Below are 25,349 nucleotides of genomic sequence, written 5' to 3' on the forward strand. Positions count from 1 at the left end.
AAATCTTATATTTGCTGAAAATAAACCAATCAGGATAGATATGAAAATAGACCATAGCAGTGACAAACCTCTTCATATTCAGGCAGAAGAGATACTTAGAAGACTCATAGAATCTGAAGAGTACAAAAACGGGAAGCTATTTCCCAATGAAGTCGAATTGTCTGAACAATTACACATTTCAAGGAACACATTAAGACAAGCTATCAACAAACTCGTATTTGAGGGACTTCTGGTACGAAAGAAAGGATACGGAACGAAAGTGGTAAAGAAAGGTATCGTAGGCGGAGTAAAGAACTGGCTTAGTTTCTCGCAGGAAATGAAGATGTTAGGTATCGAAATTCGTAATTTCGAACTACATATCAGTTTGAAACGTCCGACTGAAGAAATCGGCACATTCTTTAATTTAGGTTCTAACCCTGATGCCCGCTGCGTAGTAATGGAGCGCGTCAGAGGAAAAAAGGAATACCCGTTTGTCTACTTTATCTCTTATTTCAACCCGAACATTCCATTGACTGGAGAAGAAGACTACACACGCCCATTATATGAAATGCTGGAAACTCAATATAACATAGTGGTAAAAACCAGCAAGGAGGAGATTTCAGCGAGACTTGCAGGGGAATTTATCGCAGAAAAACTGGAAATAAAATCCAGCGATCCTATATTAATAAGGAAAAGATTTGTTTATGATGTGAACGGAGTGCCGATTGAATACAACATCGGATACTACCGGGCAGACAGTTTTACTTATACAATAGAGGCGGAAAGATAAAGAGTATGTTCATACATACACGATATAAAAAGACTATTTTAAAGGCCGAAATTCTTATCTTCCTTTAAAATAGTCTTTTTACATTCCATTTCTTTGCATTATGCTTTATCCATTATTTATCATCTCTTCTCAAACCGACCAACAGAGTGTCCGGCAAGAATCCGATCCAGACTTTCATCCACAACACCTATCATCTGAAGCTTGGACAATAAATGATAATAGGAGATTTTTCCTACTCCTTCTATTCTCAACATACTTTTCCATCCTCTTCCCGATACTATTTCCAACAAATCTTTTACCGTTCGAACATCTTGATTATACAAAACATTAGCCAGCCGAGTATCAGCTACTTTACAAACGGGTAATTGAAGTATCCACTCCTCCTGCTCAATATTTATATTCTTATTATTATCTGACAAAGATAGAAAACGAGCATTGATAGCACGTTTTCGATAAGTAGCCAATATATCTTTCTTCAGTTTTAATCCTTTAAGTATAGAGTTATAAATTTGCAATGCCTTTTGATAGGTAATTCGATGCCTACCAGCCACTTTCTCTACTGATTCTCCTGTAGAAATAGAATAGAAAACATTGCGGGTAACAGGGTGAAGAATCAATGCTGCCAGTTCACGAATGATTATTTCATATAGAGGTTTACAAGTCTTCTGTGTTCTCAACACATACAGTAGATCATCGTATCTGGAAATGATAAAGTCACGTTCCAATTTCTTTTCTTCTACGATTTTAGAAAGGTAATCTGCTTCTAAACCAAGTCTTTTGTGAGCTTCCAGATAAGCATCCAAACTCTCATCATCCAAAAACAACTGATCGTCGATTCGGGAACTCGTAATGTATCCAAGATTTGCCCAATTCTTTAAAATAGCTTCTTGAATGTCGTGTCTTTCGGACATCTGTTTTGTTGTGAGCCAATTTGCCATAAAAAAACGGAACTAGATTAATAATATTAACTAGTTCCGTACCTTTTATTATAAAAGAGTACGGAGCTGTCACAATCCCGCCAGTAGGAGGTTGTAGCGAACACCCAACACACACGGGCAGACAGCCCGTACCCTATGAGAAGTCATAGAAGTACAGGCGTCTTCCCGGCGTGAGTTTAAAAATTCGCTACAATTTCCTACTGGGCCGAGGAAACACACAATCGCATACCATAAAACGGCATGCTACGTTCCAATGACAAAGGTACAAATACTTTTCGGAAAACAACAAAAGAGAGCCGCAAATGTTTTAGGAAAATCAAAGACAAAACAAGTTCTGCTACATATCTCCATTTTCCGACAGACTATCAATCACATAATCATGGATACAAAAAACGATTTATCTGTAACCTGATAGTGACTGCCTCTTACTTATCCTAACATTAGATTAGAAAGCCATTCATTTGTATGAAATAATTCTCACCATTCTTTGTATGATTCAGTCCTCTGTTTCTTCTCTTACACAAAATACATTTTCACCTATTCTTATTTATTTGCGCAGATTTTCGATAATTTTGTTTGATTTTACAGTTTATTTTCGTAGTCTTGTATTTCAAAACAAAACACCTTGAAGACATATATCTATTTTGATTATGGAAAACAGTAAAAAGTTAGCACACAAAATACATCTTTGTAAATACGAACACGCATTTATCAAGGAATCCTTCATTGTTCTAAAGAGTACTACTGGACAGAATATATTTGAAATGTTTATACCCAAAAACACAATAAAGAAATACTACGCCATACGATATATCGGTAATTATTTAAAGGTAACCAAACAAAGCCATCTACAGATGTGTATTTTTTTCAAAAATGCTTCTCTAGTTCTTGATCCCCACAAGCTTTATCATATAATGACGTTAATCATTAACGATATTATCGACCGGATTCCATTCGGACAGGTAGGTACTGCTCCACTTCGATATTCACACTATATTATTGGAGTAGAACATCAGAGTTCACGGCAGATAAGACAGGTGTTGACGAAAATTCATTCTCATAGCAGATTCCAATCATTCATGGATAGTTACTCATGTCAATCAACTCACAGGCTATCTCAATGCGGGAAGGATAAAAAATAGAATGCAAACTTATTAAAAAAATAAAGAAAATGGCAAAAAATGATTTTTCAGCAGAAGCTGCAGAGAACTTTGAACAAAAATGTTTATGTATTTTAGTTTTAGATGTATCTGGCTCCATGTCAGGCAAACCCATTGAAGAATTAAATAAAGGTCTTCAAGATTTTTACAATGAAATCTCTTCTGATGATACTACAAGTCAGCGTCTTGAGGTCTCTCTTATCACATTCAGCCATGTTGTCCAGACTTTACAAGAGCCCGCATTAGTTGAGAATTTCACCATGCCTACTCTCATTGCAAGTGGTTCGACAGCGATGGTTAATGCCGTAAATGAAGCTATTGACAAAGTTGCATCTCGTAAACAATGGTACAAATCAACCAATCAGGCTTACTACAGACCTTGGATCATACTAATGACAGACGGAGAGCCTGATAGAGATCAAGATGTTGATGCTCTCGCACAGCGCATCAAGCTGGACACGGTTAACAAACGCTATGCTTTTTTACCTATCGGAGTAGAGGGCGCAAACATGAAAGTACTGGACAAGATTCAGGGGAATATCCCACCAATGAAACTGCAAGGAACAAAATTCAGCTCTTTCTTTAAATGGTTAAGTGCAAGTATGGGAACTGTCGTAACTGCAGAAGAAGGACAACAAGTAGATTTGTCAGCTGGAGCAGATGACTGGATGGCCGCTTTTACAATCTAACAATATTCAACAACTATGGCAAACAATGATTTCTCAACGGAAGTAGCTGAAAACTACGAACCAAAGTGCTTTTGTATCCTCGTTCTTGATATTTCAGGTTCAATGAATGAAATAATTGAAAACACCTCTGAAACAACCCAAACAGGTCAAACCATTTTCGTTGATGGCAAAACCTACAATGTCGTAAACGGAGGCACTTCAAAACTTGATAACCTTAATAAAAGTCTAAAACAGTTCTATGATAACATTGAATCTGACGATACCATGAGCCAGCGTTTAGAACTTTCGGTAATCACATTCAATGATAATGTAACCATAGTACAAGAACCATCCTTAATATCCAACTGCGAAATACCAATCCTTGAGGCCAATGGAGACACAGCACTTGTGGATGCAGTATATGAAGCAATAGAACTAGTAGATGCCCGTAAAAAATGGTATAAAAGTACGAATCAGGCATATTACCGTCCATGGATAGTGCTCATAACCGACGGTGAGCCGGATGAATGCCAAGACATTGCCACTTTAGCGGAACGAATCAAGGAAGATACGGCCCATAAACGCTATGCATTTCTGCCAATAGGAGTAGATAATGCAAATATGTCCGTACTCCAAAGTATTCAAGGACAAATTCCTGCTATGAAATTGAAAGGAACCAAATTTAGTTCTTTCTTCAAATGGTTAAGTGGAAGTATGGAAGTAATAATATCAGGTGGAACAGGACAAAAAATTAATATTTCCAACGGTGCTTCCGATTGGATGGATTCATACACAATCTAATAAAAATAATATGAGGCGAACAATTACCATCTTATGTTTATGTCTTACTTGCATATCGCATCTTCAGGCTCAACTGAATGCTGAAACTTTGATAGACCAATATGGGGCTATAAGGAGTGATATAACAAAAGAAGCTTGCAAAATAGTAGGATTTAAAGATAAAGAAACTATCAAATTAATAAATAACAACAGCATCAACGACTTCAAGGAGGCATTGAATAAGCAAAAAGAATGGACACAATTTTATATGATTGTGAACTTTTCCAATAAGCCTCTTAATGGAACAAATATTGATGAATACAACAAAAAGATTTGCGATATTCGAAAAAATTATGAATTGAAATTGCTTGAGAACTATGCTGATAAACGAGACGCTATTATTGACGCATTTGGCAAATATATCGCGAAAATTTCCAGCCTTACTGAAGAATGCACTCTTTTCAACAGTGATAAAGGTAATAATTACAAAAATTATCTTGACAAATACAACAATGGACATTTTGTTAAATTGATAGAGACAGATGGCATTTCCCAAGACGAGAATAAATCTACAGAGAGCAAAGAGACAATAAAGGAGGGACAAAACAACGCGAATCCTGTCCCAAAAGGCTCACAGACAACAAACAATGACCCTGATAATCCAGCAAATAATATCACCATTCAATTTGATATTTCTCACATAAAATACCTTATCTATATATTGGCATTGATAGTGCTTATTGTGCTAACAAAAAAGTATCTAAAGTATAAAAAAATGGCTAAAACAAATATTATGATTGAACAACCCAAAGAGAATACTGAATCAAAAATAGATTTAAACAATGACCCTGAAGATACAGATAATAATAAAAATGATAACTGTAATTTAGAAAAAGAGCCCTCTGTACCAACTACAAACGAAACTGATATAGAATCTTCAAAGATTACACCGGCAACTGATGCCTCTTCCGATTCAGACGCTTTGACTCCACATGAAGATCCAGTCCCCCCTGTAGTACCAATCCCCCCTATTGATAAAGTAGATCCTCCCGCACCTAGTCCTTCTCAATCCCAAATAAATGCTTTTGCAGAAGATGCTGACGAGTGGATTATTGTAGGCGCATCCGTTCAAGGCAATGGTCATATAGCTACTAACACCCCTTGTCAAGACAACAATAAATACGAATATCTAGGTAATGGTTGGGGAATAGCGATCACTTCAGACGGTGCCGGTTCAGCCAAGAACTCTCACGTTGGTTCTGGAATTGTTGTAAATAGAGCAATGATCCATTTCAAAAATCTCATAAAAAAGGAAGAATGGATTAAAAAAGACAAATTGCCAACAGAAGTTCGTTGGACCAAACTTTCATACCAAGTTCTCAAATTAGTACATGATGAACTTGAAAGTTTTGCAAAAACAAAAGAGTGTGACTTTAAATCTTTAAGCGCAACGGTCATAGTGGTTATTCATTCTCCGACAGGATTGTTGGTAACGCATGTTGGTGACGGCCGTGCCGGATATAAAGATATGGATGGCGAATGGCATTCTATGATTACTCCGCATAAAGGAGAAGAAGCCAATCAAACCATCTTTTTATCATCCGAATTCTGGAATATTCCATTTTATGAAATGTCTGGTGTCATGGTACCAGAAGCCCGAATAATTAAAGAAAAAGTGCAGGCATTCACTCTCATGAGTGATGGCTGCGAAAACACTTCGTGGAAATTCAATCAATATGATGAATCCACAGAAAAGTATTATGATCCCAATTTGCCTTTTGCTAACTTTTTCGACCCAATACTCGCCACTTTTCGGTCATTCCGTTCTAAAAAAGTCTCGTTGGAAAAGAGAAAGACAAAGTGGCATGATTTTATCAAGGAAGGTAACAAGTCGTTTATCAAGGAAACTGATGATAAGACGATGATACTTGCAGTACTTTATAAGTTATAACTATGGAAGTATACACATCAAAGCATGAAAAAATAGTTCTAGCAGATGATGCTTTTTCTTCAGGTGGAGAAGGAGAAGTTCGGCATATCTTGTTTGGGCCATCCCGATTCAAAAATGTATGCGCCAAGATATACTATCAAAAAAAGCGTACCCAACAACAAGAAAACAAGATAAAATATATGGTAGCGACCCCTCCTGCTAAAGTCATAGGGGACGGTTTTATGATAGGATGGCCTCTTGATTATGTGACAGATGCCGGAGGGAATTTTCTTGGTTTCATCATGCCTCTAGCCTTTCCAGACAGCAAGCAGTTGATAACCTTGACAGCACCAAAACTCAATAAGAAACTTGGGACGCCATGGCATAACAGATATGATAGAACTAATGGGAAAAGTGCGCTTATCTCTCGCCTGAAGTTGATATGTAATATTGCAATACCGATACATATTTTGCATTCTACAGGTAAATATGTCCTAAAAGACTTCAAACCGGAGAATATATTGATCACTCATGACGGCCACGTAACTATTGTAGACATGGACTCTGTTCAGATCTGTGAAGGTTCAAAATTGTTATTTCCGGGAACTGCTGCTACCCCCAATTATATGCCACCCGAATATTATACTAAAGGTATTGGAAAAGCAGCGACTGTTCCCCTGAATAAATCTTGGGATAATTTTGCCATAGGTATCGTTTTCTATCAAATATTGTTCGGACTACACCCGTATGTAGTTACTCCAAGAGTTCAACAAGATGCGGATAGCAATGAGATATTCCAAAGTATTTCATCTAACCTGTTCCCTTTTGGACCTAATCAATATAAAATAGAAGGGTATCCAGATCTCCATAATAAGTTTAAAATACTACCGAAAACTGTACAATCATTATTTCTCCGTGCATTTTCTGACAATGCAAGCCAACGTCCAAATGCAGAAGAGTGGGGAAAATGTATATACGGTTTAGTAGTTAACGCAAACAATATTCCAACGCCACAACCCATGTCAATCCAGACACCACAACCAGCATCAAAGCCGACACCAGTGCCGAAGCCAACGCCAATACCTACTCCCAAACCTGCTGTGACACCGATTCCCCAACCGACGCCATGGCCATCGTCGGTTCCTACTCATCCAACAGAGAGCGAGCTCGACAGTTGGAACTGGGGTGCGTTTTTCTTCAACTGGATATGGGGGCTTTTCAATGGGGTATATTGGCCTTTATTACTCATCGCCATTGGTTGGATTCCATATGTCGGACAAATTGGAGCCCTTATTGGTGCAATTTATCTAGGTACCAAAGGCACAAGACAAGCATGGAATGCAAAAAAATGGGATAGCTGGAATTCGTTCAAGGAAACACAACATAAATGGGCTGTTGCAATATGGTGGGTACTCGGTGTCTCTTTCATATTGGGGCTGATAATTGGTAGTATGTCCTCCTAATATACTTGATGAGTAGTGTCATTAGCGACATTACTCATCAATATTTTACTTATTTTTAAATAATATGAATCAATACGATATTTTCATAAGCTACTCCAGAATAGACAGTCAGCTAGCAGCAAAAATACAAGAAATCTTGCAAAAGGCTGGATTCAAATGCTTTCGCGATGTAAGTATCCATACAGGTGACGCCTTTATGGAAACATTAGCAAATAGTATCATTGAAAGTCGTGTATTTCTTCTGCTGGGAAGTTCTCACGCTTATAAGTCAAGATATACTAGGAAAGAAATAAAATACGCATTTGACAAAAACAAACTAATATTGCCATATCTAATAGATGACACAAATTTACCTAAAGGATTAGAATTTCTTTTGAGTGATCTCAATAAGAGATGCATGAAAGAATATCCTATCAATTCTCTCATACAAGAATTAAAAGATATTATTCCCCATTCAACTACAACTACACCAACGCCATCACGACCACCTTTTATTGAGGGTAAACCTGTTACTTTCTCTGTCAATGGGATTAGCTTTAACATGATGCCAGTAAACGCCGGAAAGTTCATTATGGGATCGAAAGAAAAAAATAATGGTTACCCGGCTCATGAAGTTAGATTATTAAAAAATTACTATATAGGTGAAACGGAAGTGACCCAGGCCTTGTGGCAAACAGTCATGGGCAATAACCCATCGACTTTCAAAAAACACGACCTGCCCGTTGAACAAGTTAGTTGGAATGATTGCCAACTGTTCATTGCCAAATTAAACAAAATAACAAAATGTCACTTCCGGTTGCCTACAGAAGCCGAATGGGAATTTGCAGCCCGTGGAGGCAATCATTTTCAAGGCGATAACTATGCAGGAAGTTCAGAGGTTTGGAATGTTGCTTGGTATAATGGCAACAGCCAACAGTGTACACATCCCGTTAAACTGAAAGTCCCGAATGAATTGGGTATTTATGACATGAGTGGCAATGTAAACGAATGGTGTTTTGACCTTTACGGAAACTACTCAGATACACCACGTATTGATCCTCATGGAGCAAAGAGTGGTGAATTTCGTGTAATCCGTGGTGGTAGTTGGTACGAAAGTGAAGTAAAGTGTCGTATATACATCCGGAATAGAGCTAATCCCTCAATAAAGAGTGCCAATCTCGGACTACGATTAACATTGAGTTATGGAAGCTAACACCGCAAACGTTACTTGATACTAATGTTCCCACGGAATCAAAATAGTAAATACGACTCTTTGTTTTAATACTTCTATTCTTTATGCGTACATTATAAGAAACAATAATAAAAGCCGGTCATTGAATGAGCTTCCCAATAACCGACTTTTACAATTTATCTGTTATCCTATATCCTGTTTTATTTTGTGCTTGCCAGCAACAGAGTTGCATTGTTGTCATTCAGCGCATAAACCGCCTTTTCTACATTACTGTTATAAGTCTTGCTTCTATCATCCCAACGAGCATAGTCCACAGTCACTTCATTGGCACTGTATTCCACATTCATTCTGAAGTAAGGAGTCCAAACTTCCTTTACACTATCCCACTTGGCGGCTTCTTTGCTTATCACACGATTTTCGTTATCGTAAGTATAAGTATAGCGAAGGTGGCGATACAAGTGACCGTCTTCATTACGATAAATATTCTTAGCGGTTATTACTTCACCAGTCATTTCATTATTGGTTACAAATTCTGTAGGGTTCATTGCACTTGCAGAGAAGTTCATTACACTTGCCATTACTACGGCTACCATCACAACTGCTTTTGAGAATAAATTTGTTTTCATAATCGTTATTTTTTATTGTTATTATTCTTCGTTTATAGTGGTTGTTGTTTCGCAACCGCTTTCGCTTATATATAGTCAATCGGCGTGCCAAAACAATAAATCTCTGATAATCAACAGATATTCAAATTTACACGATGTTCATTATCGGACAACTGTCCGCACAGAAGCGGACAATAACAGCCCGATTGTTACTTTTTCTATGTATAAATCAGTCCAACGACCATTGATTTGAGTCGTTTTAAAGTTTATGCAATCCAGTTTTAATGAGGAAACATATCCGGCATCATTTTTTTCGTGTATTTTTGCAGAAGAATCACTCAAGTAACAAAACAATATGAAGATAGTCAAGAATCAATTCACCAAATATGAAGAAGATGGTTCGCCAGGCAAAGATTTATATGCTGCGCTGGCTGATCTGGTGAAAGAGTATGACTATCCGGTCTGCTTCAATTTTCCGGCAGAGCACGTGACTCATAACCTGCCGCTCATTAATGGAGCGAAAGTGGAATTTATCGTCGGGAAAAGGAGGTGGAATTAAAGTTCGTTTTTTAGAAGATAGAAACAGTAGGCAACCCCTTTTCCACTCGTGAAACCGTAAGTTCCGAACAAGTAGCGCGTTCTGCTACCTGTGCAATACTCAAATTTCGTCTCAAACGAGCCAATTTTATTTGTTCGCCCACAATCTGCATTTTCGAAATCAACTTGCGGGGAAGTTTAGTTCCCATCGTACTCTTTGTCATAATCGTAATCTATCATATAATATACAAAGATAAGATTTATTATTTATTATATGATTGGTTGATAAGAAAAAGATTGGATCAGGCGTATGTATACAAAAAGGCAGACTTCAATAAAAGGTTTTTCGTTTCATATATAGAATAAAAGGTACACCATTTTGTTTTGTATACAAAACAAAATATTTGATAAAGCTGCTCTAATCTATTTCACAATATCATTCAAGTCAAAATAAAGCAAACGTGTAGCAGAATCCACATCTTCATTATTCAAAGGAATAAATCCATTTTTCTCATAAAAAGGAACAGCTGCCGCATACGCATCTACAGTTAAAAAGCGACAACCCGTTTTATTTTCAATAACAAAGTAACTTTTGATAAAATTCAACAGGAATGAGCCTATTGATTGACCTTTCACAGATAAATCGACTCCTAAACGACAAATTTTAGCGGCAGGATAACTTTTTAAACGTTTCTCATTCACAAACCGATGCTTTCGAAAACGATTAAATTCTGTTTTATTCTCAAAATCAGACAAAGAAATACGATCATTAGCAAGGCTAAAATATGCGACTGTTTGTTGTCCCATTTTATTTTCAAGTACATAACTTACAGCTAACAAAGCTTCCCGATAAAAAAAAGATTCATTTTTTATTTTTTAAAGATTTTCATTGCCAGTTCATAGTCTTTCAACCTTTTTTCCCGCTGCTCCGGCGTTTCACTACGCTTCTCTTTCATCCGTTCTTCAAATCGCCGAGCATCTTCTCCGAAAAGTATCGGAGTTTCCTTAATTGGCCTTGCCATACTTATACAACTCCTTTCTTTTGGTTTATACGCTACAAAAGTAATTGAATAAATCAGGAAGTACAAGTTATTACGAAGTTATCTTATTCATATAAAAAACTACTCTACAATTAAAGCACCTCTCTCTTGCATAAAGTAGCTACTTTTGTAGCACATATCAATTCGTTCCACAAATATGGAACGAAACAATAACAAATGTGGAACTAAAGGGAAACAACTGTAGAACTAAAAGTCAACAGTTGTAGAACGAATTAATAGTAACTATAAAATCATTAAACATTAGTATATGAGTGCAATATATGACCTATTTGAGACTCCTAGTCCAAACAAAGAAGAGAAACAACCGCTACACGCCCGTATTGTCTCCAAAGGAACCGTAGGTAAAGAAGAGTTTCTGGATCGTGTCCACAAGTTTACCGGTATCAGCAGAAGTTTATTGGCAGGAGCCATGGAAGCCTTTGCCAATGAAGCACGGGATTTACTAGCCGACGGCTGGAATGTAGAAATAGGGAACTTCGGATTCTTCTCTACCTCGCTGCAATGTCCGCCGATTAAAGATAAAAAAGAAATTCGGTCAGCGTCTGTCCAAATGAAAAATATTAATTTCCGCGCAAGTCGTCCATTCAAGAAAGAAGTAGGCGACAAAATGAGGCTGCAACGAGGAGAATCTATCACACGCCCTAAGAAAAATAGTATCTCCCGAGAAACGTGTCGCGCCCGCCTCAACACATATCTGGAAAATCACCTATTTATCAGCCGAACAGATTATAGCCATCTGACAGGACGAAATAAAAAAGTGGCTATTGAGGAATTAAATTCCTTTATCACTGACGGAATAATACAGAAAGAAGGGATTGGAAAGTTGACTGTATATATAAAGGTATAAACTCTTGGAACAGAGAATTAAGAGTTACAACAAGATTATTGTTGTTGTAACTCAAGTATGATTTCATCAGTGATGTAAGCATCACTCAACGTTATAAGCGGATATTGTTTATTAAGAAGCAATGCATATACCTTACTGTTATAAAACAAGTGTAATGCTTTTTCGGGGGAAATATTCAAACGCTCCGCTAATTGCATCACTACACGAGTGTATTTATTCCATACTAATACATCTATCATAAGCGTAAGTTATTTTATTGTTATATATTCTTTGAAAGAGAGACACTCGTCAATAAGACGTTGATTGAGAATGCATAACTGATTGTTGGGCTGCTCAAAACGCAAACGTCCTAAAGCGACTTCTTTAGTAATCTGGTTTTCCATGAAATTTTCTATTGTGTCGAAAACCCGATCATTAGCAATACCGCCTTCTACAATGTCGTACTCCAACCATGGCTGTTTTCCTAAACGACTACTGACAATAAATTCCAACCAGTCATTGTCATACCCGTCAAAGCGAAGCCATTTGTATCCGGATGAAGTTATCTTTTCAAGGTCAAGCTCATATATGTTTACTACAGATGTGCTGCCGGGATGGCGTAGTGCCATGACAGCTCCCCAACGTTCAGCTTGGGCATAGATATCTGTCACATAGAATCCTTTACCAAAGTCGAGGTTTTCACGTCCGACACCGACCAAAGGATATTCTACGGCCTGCGTGCTACCATGATAGACTTTCATACAGGTTCTCCTTTCTCTTTATAATGAGCTTCCCAATTTTCAAGAGCTTCTATCAACGTATCGGCTATGTACTCACGACTCTGGGTGTGGAGCATGTCATATCCACTTATCAGGTATTGACGGATAAGGTTCAGCTTTTCCAAACGGTTATAGAGAGCAGGAGCCGGAACACCCAACTTCCGGGCGGCACTCTCAATGGCAAAAATCACAAACTCCATCACTTTGCCATCAATAACAGGGGCTGATTGGTTTGAATGTAACATAGCTATATCTCTATTATCTTGGTGTAATATGTACAAATATAGTGTTTATTCTTGCAACATTCATCGTTTTTCAGCATAATTTATGATTATCAAGAGCGTTTGAGTATCGTGAAACTGATTGAAATACTCCCTATTTGGAAACAGCTATTAAAGCAGAAGATCTAAAAATCTATAAATCAATAATATACAAACAAAATAAATAAAAGTGAATCAAAGTACGTACATCTAGGACCGTTAAAGCACCTCTCCGGAAAGTACCCATAGTATCTTTGCATCGTGATCACAAAGAGAATTGATAAGTAAAGTAACCAATTAAAAAAACAAAAAACTATGGCACTTAGATACGTCATTAAAAAAAGAACGTTCGGCTTTGATAAAACTAAAGCTGAAAAGTATGTAGCACAAAATGTAATCACCAACACGGTGGATTTCAGAGATTTGTGCGAGGAAATCACCAAAGTCGGAATGGTTCCCAGTGGAGCGGTAAAATTTGTACTCGATGCTTTGATCGATACATTAAATCTCAACCTTAGAAAAGGTATCTCTGTTCAGTTAGGAGATTTCGGATGTTTCCGTCCAGGTATGAATTGCGAAAGTCAGGATACTGAAAAAGAGGTAGATAGTGATACGATACGCAGAGTAAAAATCATTTTCACTCCGGGCTACAAATTCAAAGAGATGCTAAGCAAAGTCAGTGTTCAAAAAGCGGTGGCTTCCGATGATGGTTCCATCAGCCCGGAACAACCGGACCCCAACCCGAATCCAAACCCGGATGACGGCAAAGGAGAAGCACCGGACCCGGCAGCATAAGATTAATTATCAGCCTTTAAGAGCAGGAAAACAGTACCCGCCTACGGGCGGATACTGTTTCCCAAAGTATTCCTGTAAAAGACTTGACAACGCCTTTTTTATTTTGTATCTTTACAACATCTTAAAACATTATATCAACATGAAAGAATTGCCATCAGAAGAGGAAGAAATTCCGTTTCGCATTAAAACTTATAAGAAAAAAGAATTGGCTTGTATGTACAATCCGAACATTACACCCCGTTGCGCCATACGCATATTCACCAAATGGATTAAAATAAATAAAGAACTGCTCCGGTTATTGACTGCCACAGGTTATCATCCGCGTACACGAACGTTCACTCCCCGACAGGTACAAATCATAACCAGTATTCTGGACATTCCATAAGGATGTCCAGAATACTGGTATTATTTGCAGTTGTCCCGCTGCTTTCAAATAAGCCATATAATCCACATACTATTTCACTACACAATCATTCTTCGGGAAATATTTCAAGCAGTATGTCGGTATATCTCCTAAAGAACATCGGAACAAACTTATCAAACAGTAACTTTCTTAAATTGTCGGAACTGCCACCACAACATTCCTCCGGATATAAGACTAGCCGCCAAATCTGCCACAGGCATACTGGCCCAAACGCCCATTTGTCCATAATAGTGAGGTAGAATCAACAGGCAGGGAACCAGAAATAACATCTGCCGCGTCAGCGACAAGAAAATGGCTTTACTTGCCATTCCGATACTCTGAAAGAAGTTGGAAGCTACCATCTGAAACCCAACAATCGGGTAGAAAAATACCACAATACGAAAACCTTTAGAAGCAATGCTGATTAATTCTTCGTCCGAAGTAAAGATGGAAGATACGATTTCCGGAATGAACATACCTATCAGGAAACCAATCGTCGTCACTACAGTAGCACAGCAAATGGTTGCTTTCAGTACTTTCGTCACACGAGGATAGAGCTTCGCACCAAAATTATATCCCGCAATAGGTTGCATTCCCTGGTTCAATCCCAACACAATCATAATAAAGACAAAAACAATACGATTAACAATACCGAATGCACCGATCGCCAAATCACCTCCATGCTCTTTTAATCCCTGATTAATCAGAATCACAATAAAGCAAGAAGCCATATTCATCAGGAAGGGAGACATACCGATAGCCAATGAATCCAATACGATTTTCCGTTTCAAACGGAAAATACCCTTTTTCAACCGTATCAGTTCATCTTTGCGGCAAAACAAATGAAGCTGCCAGACCAATGCGATCAACTGTGCACAAACCGTAGCCGTAGCCGCCCCACGGATTCCCCAGTCGAATACAAAAATAAACAATGGAGCAAGCAATACATTAATTATCACTGTCGTTATTGTTGCCATCATCGCTTTCTGCGGATGGCCCGAAGCACGGAGCACTGCATTCAGCCCCAAATATAAATGGGTAACCACATTTCCGAGCAAGATAACCTGCATAAATTCACGGGCATATTTCACCGTTTCATCGCTTCCCCCGAAAAAGTAAAGTATCGGATCGAGAAAAGGAAGAACGATTACCGTAAAAGAGATACCTATAATAAGATTTAATACAAACACATTTCCCAAAACCCGCTGTGCGGTATCATAATCTTTCTGTCCCAGCTTCACCGAAATCAATGTAGCCGCACCGACACCGACCAGCGAGCCGAAAGCCGCGGCAAGATTCATTAGCGGGAAAGTCAGTGCCAACCCGGAAATAGCCATCGCACCCACCCCGTGACCGATGAAAATACTATCTACCATATTATAAAGAGAAGACGCCGTCATGGCGATAATTGCCGGAATGGCATACTGCATTAAAAGCTTCCCAATCTTTTCCGTACCCAACGCAGTGGGTGTCTTTTGTCCTGTCATACCTATTAGTTTGAGGCGGCAAAGATACAAAAAAGAGGTGGATTACAGGATATATGAGAAAAGTTTCGTATTTTTGCCTCCAAAATTGAGTTAATACGTAACGAAATGAATATATTAGAACTAAGTGAACAGGAAATCATTCGACGCAACAGCCTGAATGAGCTTCGTGCGATGGGTATTGATCCGTACCCTGCAGCAGAGTATGTAACCAATGCTTTCTCTACAGATATTAAAGCTGAATTTAAAGACGACGAGGAGCCACGCCAAGTTTCCGTAGCCGGCCGTATCATGAGCCGCCGCGTGATGGGTAAAGCATCTTTCGTTGAATTGCAAGACTCTAAAGGTCGCATCCAGGTGTACATCACCCGCGATGATATCTGCCCGGGAGAAGACAAGGAACTGTACAACTCTGTATTCAAACGCCTGCTCGACTTAGGTGACTTTATCGGTATTGAAGGTTTCGTGTTCCGCACACAAATGGGTGAAATCAGTATCCATGCTAAGAAACTGACTGTACTTGCAAAGTCTATCAAACCGTTGCCTATCGTTAAATACAAAGACGGGGTAGCTTATGACTCTTTTGAAGATCCCGAACTCCGTTATCGCCAACGCTATGTAGACCTGGTAGTGAACGACGGTATCAAAGAAACATTCCTGAAACGTGCCACTGTTGTGAAAACATTGCGCAATGCTTTGGACGAAGCCGGTTACACGGAAGTGGAAACTCCCATCCTGCAATCTATTGCCGGTGGAGCAAGCGCACGCCCGTTCATCACTCACCACAACTCACTGGACATGGATCTTTACCTGCGTATCGCAACAGAACTTTATCTGAAGCGACTGATCGTAGGTGGTTTTGAAGGTGTATATGAAATAGGTAAGAACTTCCGTAACGAGGGTATGGACAAAACCCATAACCCGGAGTTCACTTGTATGGAACTCTACGTACAATATAAGGATTACAACTGGATGATGAATTTCACCGAAAAGTTGTTGGAACGTATTTGTATCGCAGTAAACGGTAGCACAGAAACAGTGGTTGACGGAAAAACCATCAACTTCAAAGCTCCTTACCGCCGTCTGCCTATTCTGGACGCTATCAAAGAGAAGACAGGATATGACCTGAACGGCAAGAGCGAAGAGGAAATCCGCCAAGTCTGCAAGGAACTGAAGATGGAAGAAATCGACGAGACGATGGGTAAAGGCAAGCTGATTGATGAAATCTTCGGAGAATTCTGCGAAGGTACATATATCCAGCCGACTTTCATCACCGATTATCCGGTTGAAATGTCTCCGCTGACCAAGATGCACCGCTCTAAACCGGGACTGACCGAACGTTTCGAACTGATGGTGAACGGTAAAGAGCTGGCTAATGCCTACTCGGAATTGAACGATCCGCTGGATCAGGAAGAACGTTTCAAAGAACAAATGCGTTTGGCCGACAAGGGAGACGACGAAGCGATGATTATCGATCAGGACTTCCTGCGCGCTTTACAATATGGTATGCCTCCTACATCGGGTATCGGTATCGGTATCGACCGTCTGGTGATGTTAATGACCGGACAGACTACCATTCAGGAAGTATTGTTCTTCCCGCAAATGCGCCCGGAAAAAGTAGTGAAAAAAGACGCTGCTGCCAAATACATGGAATTGGGAATTGCAGAAGACTGGGTTCCGGTGATTCAAAAAGCCGGTTACAACACAGTTGCCGACATGAAAGATGTCAATCCGCAGAAACTGCACCAGGACATCTGCGGCATTAACAAGAAATATAAATTAGAACTGACCAATCCGTCGGTAAACGACGTAACTGAGTGGATACAGAAAATTTAATAAGTTCTTCATCCAAATCCATACAAATGAAATTACCCGGCAAGATAGCGATAATGGGCGGAGGAAGTTGGGCTACAGCCATCGCAAAGATGTGTCTGGCCCAGGAAGACTCTATCAATTGGTACATGCGGCGAGACGACCGCATTGCCGATTTTAAACGATTAGGGCACAATCCGGCTTATCTGACAGGAGTGAAATTTGATACGAGACGCATCACTTTCAGTTCCAACATCAACGATGTTGTGAAAGAATCGGATACACTGATCTTCGTCACTCCCTCTCCTTATCTGAAGGCGCATCTGAAAAAGTTGAAAACCAAGATAAAAGATAAGTTTATCATCACCGCTATCAAAGGAATCGTACCCGATGACAACGTTATTGTATCGGAATACTTCACTAAAGAATATGGTGTGCCACCAGAAAACATAGCAGTCCTTGCAGGTCCCTGCCACGCAGAAGAAGTAGCTTTGGAGCGACTCTCCTACCTGACTATCGCCTGCCCTGACAAAGACAAAGCACGTATCTTCGCACGCCGTCTGGGAAGCAGCTTTATCAAAACATCTGTCAGTGATGACGTGGCGGGTATCGAATACAGTTCGGTACTCAAAAACGTGTATGCCATTGCTGCCGGTATCTGTAGCGGGCTGAAATATGGAGACAACTTCCAGGCTGTATTGATCTCTAACGCCATTCAGGAGATGAATCGTTTCCTGAACACGGTGCATCCGTTGAACAGAAACGTGGATGAATCTGTTTATCTGGGGGATTTATTGGTGACCGGTTACTCCAACTTTAGTCGTAACCGTACTTTCGGAACGATGATAGGTAAAGGGTATTCCGTGAAGAGTGCGCAAATTGAAATGGAAATGATTGCAGAGGGTTACTATGGTACGAAATGTATCAAAGAAATCAATAAGCATCATCATGTCAATATGCCGATACTGGACGCTGTGTACAACATCCTGTACGAACGTATCTCACCAATGATCGAGATTAAATTGCTGACTGACTCTTTTAGATAATCTTTAAACAAGAACGATATGATTAGTTTAAACATTGAAAAGACATTTGGATTTATCTCCAAAGAAAAGGTTTTTGCTTACGAAGCTGAAGTAAAAGCCGCACAGGAAATGCTTGAAAAAGGTACAGGCAAAGGTAATGACTTTTTAGGATGGTTGCATTTGCCTTCTTCTATCACTAAAGAACACTTGGCCGACCTGAACGCTACAGCAAAAGTATTAAGAGATAACTGTGAAGTAGTAATCGTTGCCGGTATCGGTGGCAGCTATCTGGGTGCCCGTGCCGTAATCGAAGCTTTGTCTAACAGTTTCACTTGGCTGCAGGAAAAGAAAACGGCTCCTGTCATGATCTATGCAGGACACAATATCAGCGAAGATTATCTGTACGAACTGACTGAATATCTGAAAGATAAGAAATTCGGTATCATCAATATTTCTAAATCAGGAACTACTACCGAAACTGCTCTTGCTTTCCGTTTGCTGAAAAAGCAATGTGAAGATCAGCGCGGTAAAGAAACTGCAAAGAAAGTAATCGTTGCTGTGACGGACGCTAAAAAAGGTGCTGCCCGTGTTACAGCTGACAAAGAAGGATATAAAACATTTATCATCCCTGACAACGTAGGCGGACGTTTCTCTGTACTGACTCCGGTTGGTTTGCTGCCTATCGCAGTAGCCGGATTTGATATCGACAAACTGGTTGCCGGTGCTGCCGATATGGAAAAAGTATGCGGATCGGACGTTGCATTTGCTGAAAACCCGGCTGCTATTTATGCTGCTACCCGCAATGAGTTGTACAGAAATGGCAAGAAGATCGAAATCCTCGTTAACTTCTGTCCGAAACTGCACTATGTAAGCGAATGGTGGAAACAGCTTTACGGAGAATCGGAAGGAAAAGATAATAAGGGTATTTTCCCCGCATCGGTAGATTTCTCTACAGACCTTCATTCTATGGGTCAATGGATTCAGGAAGGCGAACGTTCTATCTTCGAAACTGTGATTTCAGTAGAGAAAGTGAACCACAAACTGGAAGTTCCTTCTGACGAAGCAAATCTGGACGGTTTGAACTTCTTAGCCGGCAAGCGTGTGGACGAAGTGAACAAGATGGCCGAACTGGGAACACAGCTGGCTCACGTAGACGGTGGCGTACCTAATATGCGCATCGTACTTCCGGAATTGAGCGAATACAACATTGGTGGTCTGCTCTATTTCTTCGAAAAGGCTTGTGGTATCAGCGGTTATTTGCTGGGTGTGAACCCATTCAACCAACCGGGTGTGGAAGCATACAAAAAGAATATGTTTGCCTTGCTGGACAAACCGGGTTATGAAGAGGAATCCAAAGCGATCCGCGCAAAACTATAAATCAAGAACGTTTTATAAACGGTAAACTATAAACAATGAACGGTGAACAACTATGCTATATGCATGGATTTGTTCACCGTTCATTATTTATTATTACTCTTATTTATCATCTTCGGCTTTTGTCTTCAAGCCGATTTCTTCCTGTGCTCCTTCACATTCGGCTTTGGAAGAAAGATAGAACTCTAATTTTACATCACCGTTCTTATCTACTTGTTTAATGGTCGCCATAACCATAATTCTGGCCTTTGACACACCATCCTTAAAACGAAGCTGTCCTTTCTCCACATCTGTCAGATTTCCCTCTGTAGATACTTCTGTTTGCTCATAAAAGAGTTTAGTATCCACTTCATCGTCATTCTGAAGTTTAAAGGTTTTCAGTTCTGCCCCATTTCCATCCAAAAGCAGAAAGGCTTTCACTTCATCTCCCACTTTCAAGGCCGGCAATTCCTCCCTCTGATTCGCATAGTCTTTTTCATCGGAACTGGTATTTTCACCGTCCGATTCGATCTTTGCATAAAGCTTTTCTATCTTAATCACAGGACTTTCCCCACTATTAGAGCAGGCGCCTAAAAACAATGGTAGCAACAATAATACTCTCTTTTTCATGCTATCGTCGAGTTTATAACGTTACAAAAATACACATATTCTTCTAAACAGCAAATAATTATGTAGTTAATCGCTTGGGAGCATCATTTGCAACTATCTTCCCTTTCTAACTTATCTCTCATTTTTTATCGTTATCTTTGCCTCGTATACAGTTGTAGATGAAGCGAATCAAACTTAAAAAACAAATAGAATGGCAGGAAATTTATTAAAGAAGTCCAGTGGACTCATGTTACTGTGTAGCGTATCATTGCTAATGATAGTCATGACCGGTTGTCAGGAAGCCAAACTCAAAACTGTAATCGGGATAGCCAACAAACAATGTCCGCTGGACATGGGAGAAGTCGGCAAGATTACCAGCATCATCTACGACGGGGATAACGTAGTGTACACTCTCAACATGAACGAGGAAATTACCAATATTAAGATTTTGAAAGATAATCCGGAAAGCATGAAATCATCTATCAAAATGATGTTTCAAAATCCGGCTGCTGATGTAAAGGAAATGTTGAAGTTGATGGCTAAGTGTAATTCCGGATTACACATGATATTTGTAGGGAATAAGTCGGGCGAGCAAGCGGTTTGCGAACTTACTGCCGAAGAATTGAAAGAGGTTATCAATACAAATGCCGACCCGGCACAAAGCGGACAGACAAAGCTTGAAGCACAACTGAAAATGGCGAATCTGCAATTTCCAATGCAGGCCAGTGAAGAAGTCGTTGTCGAAAAGATCGAAAGCATAGGTGAATCGGTTGTTTATATATGCAGTGTGGACGAGGAGTTGTGTCCTATCAGCCAGATTGAAGAAAACGCAGCCGAAGTGAAAGAGAGTATCGTGTCAACGCTGGCAAGTCAGACCGATCCTGCCACCCAGATATTCATAAAAACCTGCGTGGAGAACAATAAAAATATTACCTACAGATATATCGGCAAGGATTCCGGGAAACAATATGATGTGATTATCCCCCGGTCCGATCTAAAGAAAATGATTATAGAAAAATAAAATATTATCTTAAAAAGATTCCGCAACGTACAAAGTATGAAAAAGAAACTGAAAGCCGTCCTGTTTGACATGGACGGCGTACTTTTTGACTCTATGCCTTATCATTCGGAAGCCTGGCATAAAGTAATGAAATCTCATGGGCTCACTCTTAGTCGCGAAGAAGCATATATGCATGAAGGACGGACAGGAGCCTCTACAATCAATATTGTTTTTCAACGTGAATTGGGTAGAGAAGCCACACAGGAGGAAATAGAAAGTATCTATCAGGAGAAAAGTGTTTTGTTCAATTCATATCCTGAAGCAAAGCCTATGCCCGGTGCATGGGAGTTGCTGCAAAAAGTGAAGAAGGACGGTCTGATTCCGATGGTGGTCACCGGTTCCGGTCAGTTATCCCTGCTCGAACGGTTGGAACACCACTATCCGGGAATGTTTCATAAAGAACTGATGGTTACAGCGTTCGATGTAAAATATGGCAAACCCAATCCTGAGCCGTATTTGATGGCTTTGAAAAAAGGAGGGATCAAAGCGGATGAAGCGGTTGTAGTAGAAAACGCTCCGTTAGGAGTGGAAGCCGGACACAACGCGGGTATTTTCACCATAGCAGTCAATACGGGTCCTTTGAATGGACAAGTGTTGCTGGATGCCGGGGCTGATTTATTATTTCCATCCATGCAGGCGCTTAATGACACCTGGGACATGATGACTGAAAATGACATCTAAAAGCTGAAAAGAAAATTTATTCTTCAAAACAGAAGAAAAATATTGAAAAGCAGGAATATAAATAGTATTTTTACGGGAGTTTAATTCGCTTAGATTCTATCTAAGCCAACGCAGATTCTACTATGCAAAAGTTATTATCTTTACCACCCAATTTGATCCATTGCTTCCACGAACTGGAAGAAGTTAACCATACCGATTGGTTTTGTACATCAGACCCCATAGGGAGCAAACTAGGCTCCGGCGGCGGAACTACGTGGTTATTACAAGCTTGTCATCAGGCATTTGCTCCACAAGAGTCTTTCAGCAACTGGATAGGACATGAAAAAAGAATATTGCTCCATGCAGGCGGACAAAGCCGTCGGTTACCCAGCTACGGCCCTTCCGGCAAAATATTAACTCCTATCCCGATCTTCAGTTGGGAAAGAGGACAAAAGCTGAGACAGAATCTGTTATCATTGCAGCTCCCGCTCTATGAAAGGATTATGAATCAGGCTCCGGCGGGTCTGAATACGCTGATTGCTAGCGGAGATGTATATATCCGTTCGGAAAAACCGCTTCAGGATATTCCGAACGCAGATGTAGTATGCTACGGACTGTGGGTGAATCCGTCATTGGCAACTCATCATGGTGTGTTTGTTTCCGACCGGAAAAAACCGGAGGTGCTCGACTTCATGTTGCAGAAACCTTCTCTGGAAGAGTTGGAAGGATTGTCGAAAACTCATCTTTTCCTGATGGATATCGGCATCTGGATTTTGAGTGACCGCGCCATAGAAGTATTGATGAAACGGTCATTGAAAGAAGGTACGAAGGATATTACTTATTATGACTTATACTCGGACTACGGTTTGGCTTTGGGAGAGCATCCTAAAACGGAAGATGAAGAAATCAATCAGTTGTCCGTAGCTATATTGCCGTTGCCGGGTGGAGAATTCTATCATTACGGCACAAGTCACGAACTGATTTCTTCTACTTTAGCCATACAGGATAAGGTACGGGACCAAAGAAGAATCATGCACCGGAAAGTAAAGCCGAATCCGGCTATCTTTATACAGAATTCCATCACACAAGTGTCTCTTTCTGCCGACAACGCCAATTTATGGATTGAGAATAGCCATGTGGGAAAAGAATGGAAATTAGGTTCCCGCCAGATTATTACAGGAGTTCCTGAAAACCAGTGGAGCATCAATTTGCCGGATGGGGTTTGCATCGACATTATTCCTATCGGTGAGAATGAGTTTGTTGCGCGTCCGTATGGATTGGATGATGTATTCAAAGGAGCGTTGGACAAAATAACGACTACTTATCTCAATGTTCCTTTCACCCGTTGGATGGAAGATAGAGGAATTACCTGGGAGGATATAAAAGGGCGTACAGATGATTTACAATCGGCATCCATCTTCCCTAAAGTGGCTTCTGTGGAAGATTTAGGCATATTAGTACGCTGGATGACCTCGGAACCACAACTGGAAGAAGGGAAAAAACGTTGGTTGAAAGCAGAGAAAGTTTCTGCAGATGAAATATCCGCAAGCGCCAACCTCAAGCGTCTTTACGAACAGCGCAATGCTTTCCGCAAGGAAAACTGGAAAGGATTGGCGGCCAATTATGAGAAGAGTGTGTTCTATCAACTCGATTTGCTGGATGCCGCAAATGAATTTGTACGTTTCAATCTGGACATGCCTGATGTCTTGAAAGAAGATGCCGCCCCCATGTTACGGATACACAACCGGATGCTTCGTGCACGTATCATGAAACTACGTGAAGACAAGGATTGTGCCAAAGAGGAACAGGCAGCCTTTCAACTGCTTCGCGACGGTTTATTGGGGGTAATGAGCGAACGAAAGAGCCATCCCATACTCAATGTTTATTCCGATCAAATCGTATGGGGACGCAGTCCTGTGCGTATTGATGTGGCCGGAGGATGGACGGACACACCTCCCTACTCTCTTTATTCAGGAGGAAGTGTTGTAAATCTTGCTATCGAACTGAACGGTCAACCGCCGCTACAAGTATATGTGAAACCTTGCAAGGAATATCACATCACTCTTCGCTCTATCGACATGGGTGCAATGGAAGTGATAAGGAATTACGAGGAACTGCAAGATTATAAAAAGGTAGGTTCTCCATTCTCTATCCCGAAAGCTGCCCTTACATTGGCGGGTTTTGCACCGGCATTCTCTACGGAATCTTATCCTTCTTTAGCTAAACAGCTGGAAGATTTCGGTTCAGGAATCGAAATTACTCTGCTGGCTGCTATTCCTGCAGGTTCTGGCTTGGGAACCAGTTCCATACTGGCATCTACCGTGCTAGGAGCAATCAATGATTTCTGCGGACTGGCTTGGGATAAAAATGATATATGTAGTTACACATTAGTATTAGAGCAGCTCCTGACCACAGGAGGAGGTTGGCAAGATCAATATGGCGGTGTCTTTTCCGGTATTAAGTTGCTTCAATCCGAAGCAGGTTTCGAGCAGAAGCCGTTAGTACGCTGGTTACCCGATCAGCTCTTTATTCATCCTGATTACCGCGACTGTCATCTGTTATATTATACGGGAATTACTCGTACTGCTAAAAGTATTTTGGCAGAGATTGTCAGTTCCATGTTCCTCAATTCCGGTCCGCACCTAAGTTTGCTGGCCGAAATGAAAGCTCATGCAATGGATATGAGTGAAGCTATTTTACGGAGTAATTTCGAAAGTTTCGGTCGTTTAGTCGGCAAAACTTGGATACAAAACCAGGCATTAGACTGCGGGACCAATCCTCCGGCAGTAGCAGCCATTATCGAGAAAATCAAGGATTACACCTTGGGATACAAACTCCCCGGTGCAGGTGGCGGCGGTTATTTATATATGGTAGCCAAAGACCCGCAAGCAGCCGGACAAATCCGACGGATACTGACGGAACAAGCTCCTAATCCTCGTACTCGTTTTGTAGAAATGACTCTTTCTGATAAGGGACTTCAGGTTTCAAGAAGCTAAAGAGAAAGTGTTACCATAAGGCCGGTCAATCATCCGGAATCATAAAAAACAAGCTTGGACAGATTCAAACGAAATGTCCAAGCTTTAATTTTTCAATGCCATAATGATCTGTTTTACATGTTGAGACTTGAAATAACTGTAAAGTAAATCACAATAATGATAAAGCCAATAGCTCCGATAACCAGCGCAACACTAGCCCATTTCT

Annotated in this window: 23 protein-coding genes and 4 pseudogenes; 17 read left to right on the forward strand and 10 right to left on the reverse strand. The window is 40.2% G+C overall.

All coding sequences use genetic code 11. The features are described from left to right. The first annotated feature begins 40 nt into the window (after nt 1-40). Complete coding sequence (locus H8796_RS25045) at nt 41-769, forward strand: GntR family transcriptional regulator (protein ID WP_008998882.1); 729 nt, start codon at nt 41-43, stop codon at nt 767-769. Between the two features lie 119 nt (nt 770-888). Here H8796_RS25045 and H8796_RS25050 read toward each other — a convergent pair whose 3' ends face one another. Then, nucleotides 889-1,680: a hypothetical protein gene (locus H8796_RS25050; RefSeq protein ID WP_117934195.1), complete on the reverse strand. Its 792-nt coding sequence runs from the start codon at nt 1,678-1,680 to the stop codon at nt 889-891. A gap of 1,198 nt (nt 1,681-2,878) precedes the next feature. Between H8796_RS25050 and H8796_RS25055 the strand changes: the two genes are divergently transcribed. From H8796_RS25055 to H8796_RS25075, 5 genes are all read left to right on the forward strand, one after another. After that, entirely contained in the window at nt 2,879-3,556 is a 678-nt protein-coding gene (locus H8796_RS25055) for a VWA domain-containing protein (protein ID WP_117934204.1), read from the forward strand. Nucleotides 3,557-3,571: 15 nt separating this feature from the next. Next, on the forward strand, nt 3,572-4,336 hold the full coding sequence (locus H8796_RS25060) for a VWA domain-containing protein (RefSeq protein WP_117934205.1): 765 nt from the start codon (nt 3,572-3,574) through the stop codon (nt 4,334-4,336). Then, on the forward strand, nt 4,269-6,266 hold the full coding sequence (locus tag H8796_RS25065) for a PP2C family serine/threonine-protein phosphatase (RefSeq protein ID WP_147340096.1): 1,998 nt from the start codon (nt 4,269-4,271) through the stop codon (nt 6,264-6,266). The genes H8796_RS25060 and H8796_RS25065 overlap by 68 nt, the downstream gene beginning before the upstream one ends. A gap of 2 nt (nt 6,267-6,268) precedes the next feature. Then, nucleotides 6,269-7,708, forward strand: a complete 1,440-nt coding sequence (locus tag H8796_RS25070) for a hypothetical protein (RefSeq protein WP_117934209.1) — start codon at nt 6,269-6,271, stop codon at nt 7,706-7,708. 64 nt (nt 7,709-7,772) lie between these two features. Beyond that, nucleotides 7,773-8,900 carry an SUMF1/EgtB/PvdO family nonheme iron enzyme gene (locus H8796_RS25075; RefSeq protein ID WP_117934211.1) on the forward strand — a complete coding sequence of 376 codons (1,128 nt, stop codon included), beginning with the start codon at nt 7,773-7,775 and terminating at the stop codon, nt 8,898-8,900. A gap of 179 nt (nt 8,901-9,079) precedes the next feature. Here H8796_RS25075 and H8796_RS25080 read toward each other — a convergent pair whose 3' ends face one another. After that, nucleotides 9,080-9,505 (reverse strand): DUF3836 domain-containing protein, encoded by a 426-nt coding sequence (locus tag H8796_RS25080; protein WP_117934213.1) that lies wholly within the window; start codon nt 9,503-9,505, stop codon nt 9,080-9,082. A gap of 340 nt (nt 9,506-9,845) precedes the next feature. On the opposite strand from H8796_RS25080, the pseudogene H8796_RS25085 reads away from it, so the two are divergent. Next, nucleotides 9,846-10,057 (forward strand): annotated as a pseudogene (locus tag H8796_RS25085) (LD-carboxypeptidase); the annotation flags it as partial. Between the two features lie 2 nt (nt 10,058-10,059). Here the strand turns inward: H8796_RS25085 and H8796_RS25090 are convergent. From H8796_RS25090 to H8796_RS25100, 3 genes and pseudogenes are all read right to left on the reverse strand, one after another. After that, nucleotides 10,060-10,245: pseudogene (locus tag H8796_RS25090) on the reverse strand (helix-turn-helix domain-containing protein); the annotation flags it as partial. Nucleotides 10,246-10,444: 199 nt separating this feature from the next. Then, complete coding sequence (locus H8796_RS25095; RefSeq protein ID WP_370449144.1) at nt 10,445-10,894, reverse strand: GNAT family N-acetyltransferase; 450 nt, start codon at nt 10,892-10,894, stop codon at nt 10,445-10,447. Continuing rightward, nucleotides 10,891-11,043 carry a hypothetical protein gene (locus H8796_RS25100; RefSeq protein WP_004326181.1) on the reverse strand — a complete coding sequence of 51 codons (153 nt, stop codon included), beginning with the start codon at nt 11,041-11,043 and terminating at the stop codon, nt 10,891-10,893. Before H8796_RS25100 ends, H8796_RS25095 begins: the two co-directional genes overlap by 4 nt. 286 nt (nt 11,044-11,329) lie before the next feature. Here H8796_RS25100 and H8796_RS25105 point away from each other — a divergent pair, with 286 nt between their 5' ends. Then, nucleotides 11,330-11,929, forward strand: a complete 600-nt coding sequence (locus tag H8796_RS25105) for a DsbA family protein (RefSeq protein ID WP_117934215.1) — start codon at nt 11,330-11,332, stop codon at nt 11,927-11,929. A 35-nt stretch (nt 11,930-11,964) separates the two neighbouring features. Here H8796_RS25105 and H8796_RS25110 read toward each other — a convergent pair whose 3' ends face one another. Genes H8796_RS25110 through H8796_RS25120 form a run of 3 tightly spaced genes read right to left on the reverse strand, consistent with a single transcriptional unit; the run spans nt 11,965 to nt 12,932 of the window. Then, nucleotides 11,965-12,168, reverse strand: coding sequence for a DUF3791 domain-containing protein (locus H8796_RS25110; RefSeq protein ID WP_004299389.1), 204 nt, complete (start codon nt 12,166-12,168; stop codon nt 11,965-11,967). A gap of 9 nt (nt 12,169-12,177) precedes the next feature. Further along, entirely contained in the window at nt 12,178-12,669 is a 492-nt protein-coding gene (locus tag H8796_RS25115; RefSeq protein WP_117934217.1) for a DUF3990 domain-containing protein, read from the reverse strand. After that, nucleotides 12,666-12,932: a DUF3791 domain-containing protein gene (locus H8796_RS25120; RefSeq protein WP_117934219.1), complete on the reverse strand. Its 267-nt coding sequence runs from the start codon at nt 12,930-12,932 to the stop codon at nt 12,666-12,668. The genes H8796_RS25115 and H8796_RS25120 overlap by 4 nt, the downstream gene beginning before the upstream one ends. Nucleotides 12,933-13,262: 330 nt before the next feature. On the opposite strand from H8796_RS25120, the gene H8796_RS25125 reads away from it, so the two are divergent. The 3 genes and pseudogenes from H8796_RS25125 to H8796_RS25135 form a co-directional block, all read left to right on the forward strand. Next, nucleotides 13,263-13,742 carry an HU family DNA-binding protein gene (locus tag H8796_RS25125; RefSeq protein ID WP_004313515.1) on the forward strand — a complete coding sequence of 160 codons (480 nt, stop codon included), beginning with the start codon at nt 13,263-13,265 and terminating at the stop codon, nt 13,740-13,742. 139 nt (nt 13,743-13,881) lie between these two features. Continuing rightward, the gene (locus H8796_RS25130) at nt 13,882-14,127 is read left to right on the forward strand and encodes a DUF4248 domain-containing protein (protein WP_004299385.1); all 246 of its coding nucleotides are present in this window, start codon (nt 13,882-13,884) and stop codon (nt 14,125-14,127) included. A 73-nt stretch (nt 14,128-14,200) separates the two neighbouring features. Further along, nucleotides 14,201-14,290: pseudogene (locus tag H8796_RS25135) on the forward strand (AraC family transcriptional regulator); the annotation flags it as partial. On the opposite strand, the gene H8796_RS25140 reads toward H8796_RS25135, so the two are convergent. Then, nucleotides 14,280-15,632, reverse strand: a complete 1,353-nt coding sequence (locus H8796_RS25140; RefSeq protein ID WP_117934221.1) for an MATE family efflux transporter — start codon at nt 15,630-15,632, stop codon at nt 14,280-14,282. The pseudogene H8796_RS25135 and the gene H8796_RS25140 overlap by 11 nt on opposite strands. 105 nt (nt 15,633-15,737) lie before the next feature. Here H8796_RS25140 and lysS point away from each other — a divergent pair, with 105 nt between their 5' ends. Genes lysS through H8796_RS25155 form a run of 3 tightly spaced genes read left to right on the forward strand, consistent with a single transcriptional unit; the run spans nt 15,738 to nt 19,843 of the window. Continuing rightward, nucleotides 15,738-17,465 (forward strand): lysine--tRNA ligase, encoded by a 1,728-nt coding sequence (gene lysS, locus H8796_RS25145; protein ID WP_004306657.1) that lies wholly within the window; start codon nt 15,738-15,740, stop codon nt 17,463-17,465. Between the two features lie 26 nt (nt 17,466-17,491). Further along, the gene (locus H8796_RS25150) at nt 17,492-18,487 is read left to right on the forward strand and encodes an NAD(P)H-dependent glycerol-3-phosphate dehydrogenase (protein WP_004299378.1); all 996 of its coding nucleotides are present in this window, start codon (nt 17,492-17,494) and stop codon (nt 18,485-18,487) included. A gap of 18 nt (nt 18,488-18,505) precedes the next feature. Further along, on the forward strand, nt 18,506-19,843 hold the full coding sequence (locus tag H8796_RS25155) for a glucose-6-phosphate isomerase (protein WP_117934223.1): 1,338 nt from the start codon (nt 18,506-18,508) through the stop codon (nt 19,841-19,843). Between the two features lie 99 nt (nt 19,844-19,942). On the opposite strand, the gene H8796_RS25160 is transcribed toward H8796_RS25155, so the two are convergent. Further along, nucleotides 19,943-20,449 (reverse strand): DUF5035 domain-containing protein, encoded by a 507-nt coding sequence (locus H8796_RS25160; RefSeq protein ID WP_117934225.1) that lies wholly within the window; start codon nt 20,447-20,449, stop codon nt 19,943-19,945. A gap of 190 nt (nt 20,450-20,639) precedes the next feature. On the opposite strand from H8796_RS25160, the gene H8796_RS25165 reads away from it, so the two are divergent. From H8796_RS25165 to H8796_RS25175, 3 genes and pseudogenes are all read left to right on the forward strand, one after another. Then, nucleotides 20,640-21,449, forward strand: a complete 810-nt coding sequence (locus H8796_RS25165) for a hypothetical protein (protein ID WP_117934227.1) — start codon at nt 20,640-20,642, stop codon at nt 21,447-21,449. 36 nt (nt 21,450-21,485) lie between these two features. Then, on the forward strand, nt 21,486-22,169 hold the full coding sequence (locus H8796_RS25170) for an HAD family hydrolase (RefSeq protein WP_004312359.1): 684 nt from the start codon (nt 21,486-21,488) through the stop codon (nt 22,167-22,169). A gap of 119 nt (nt 22,170-22,288) precedes the next feature. Further along, nucleotides 22,289-25,144, forward strand: a pseudogene (locus H8796_RS25175) (bifunctional fucokinase/fucose-1-phosphate guanylyltransferase); the annotation flags it as partial. Between the last annotated feature and the right edge of the window lie 205 nt (nt 25,145-25,349).

This window comes from Bacteroides sp. M10 (assembly GCF_014334015.1).
In the GTDB taxonomy this organism is placed as follows: Bacteria; Bacteroidota; Bacteroidia; order Bacteroidales; family Bacteroidaceae; genus Bacteroides; species Bacteroides intestinigallinarum.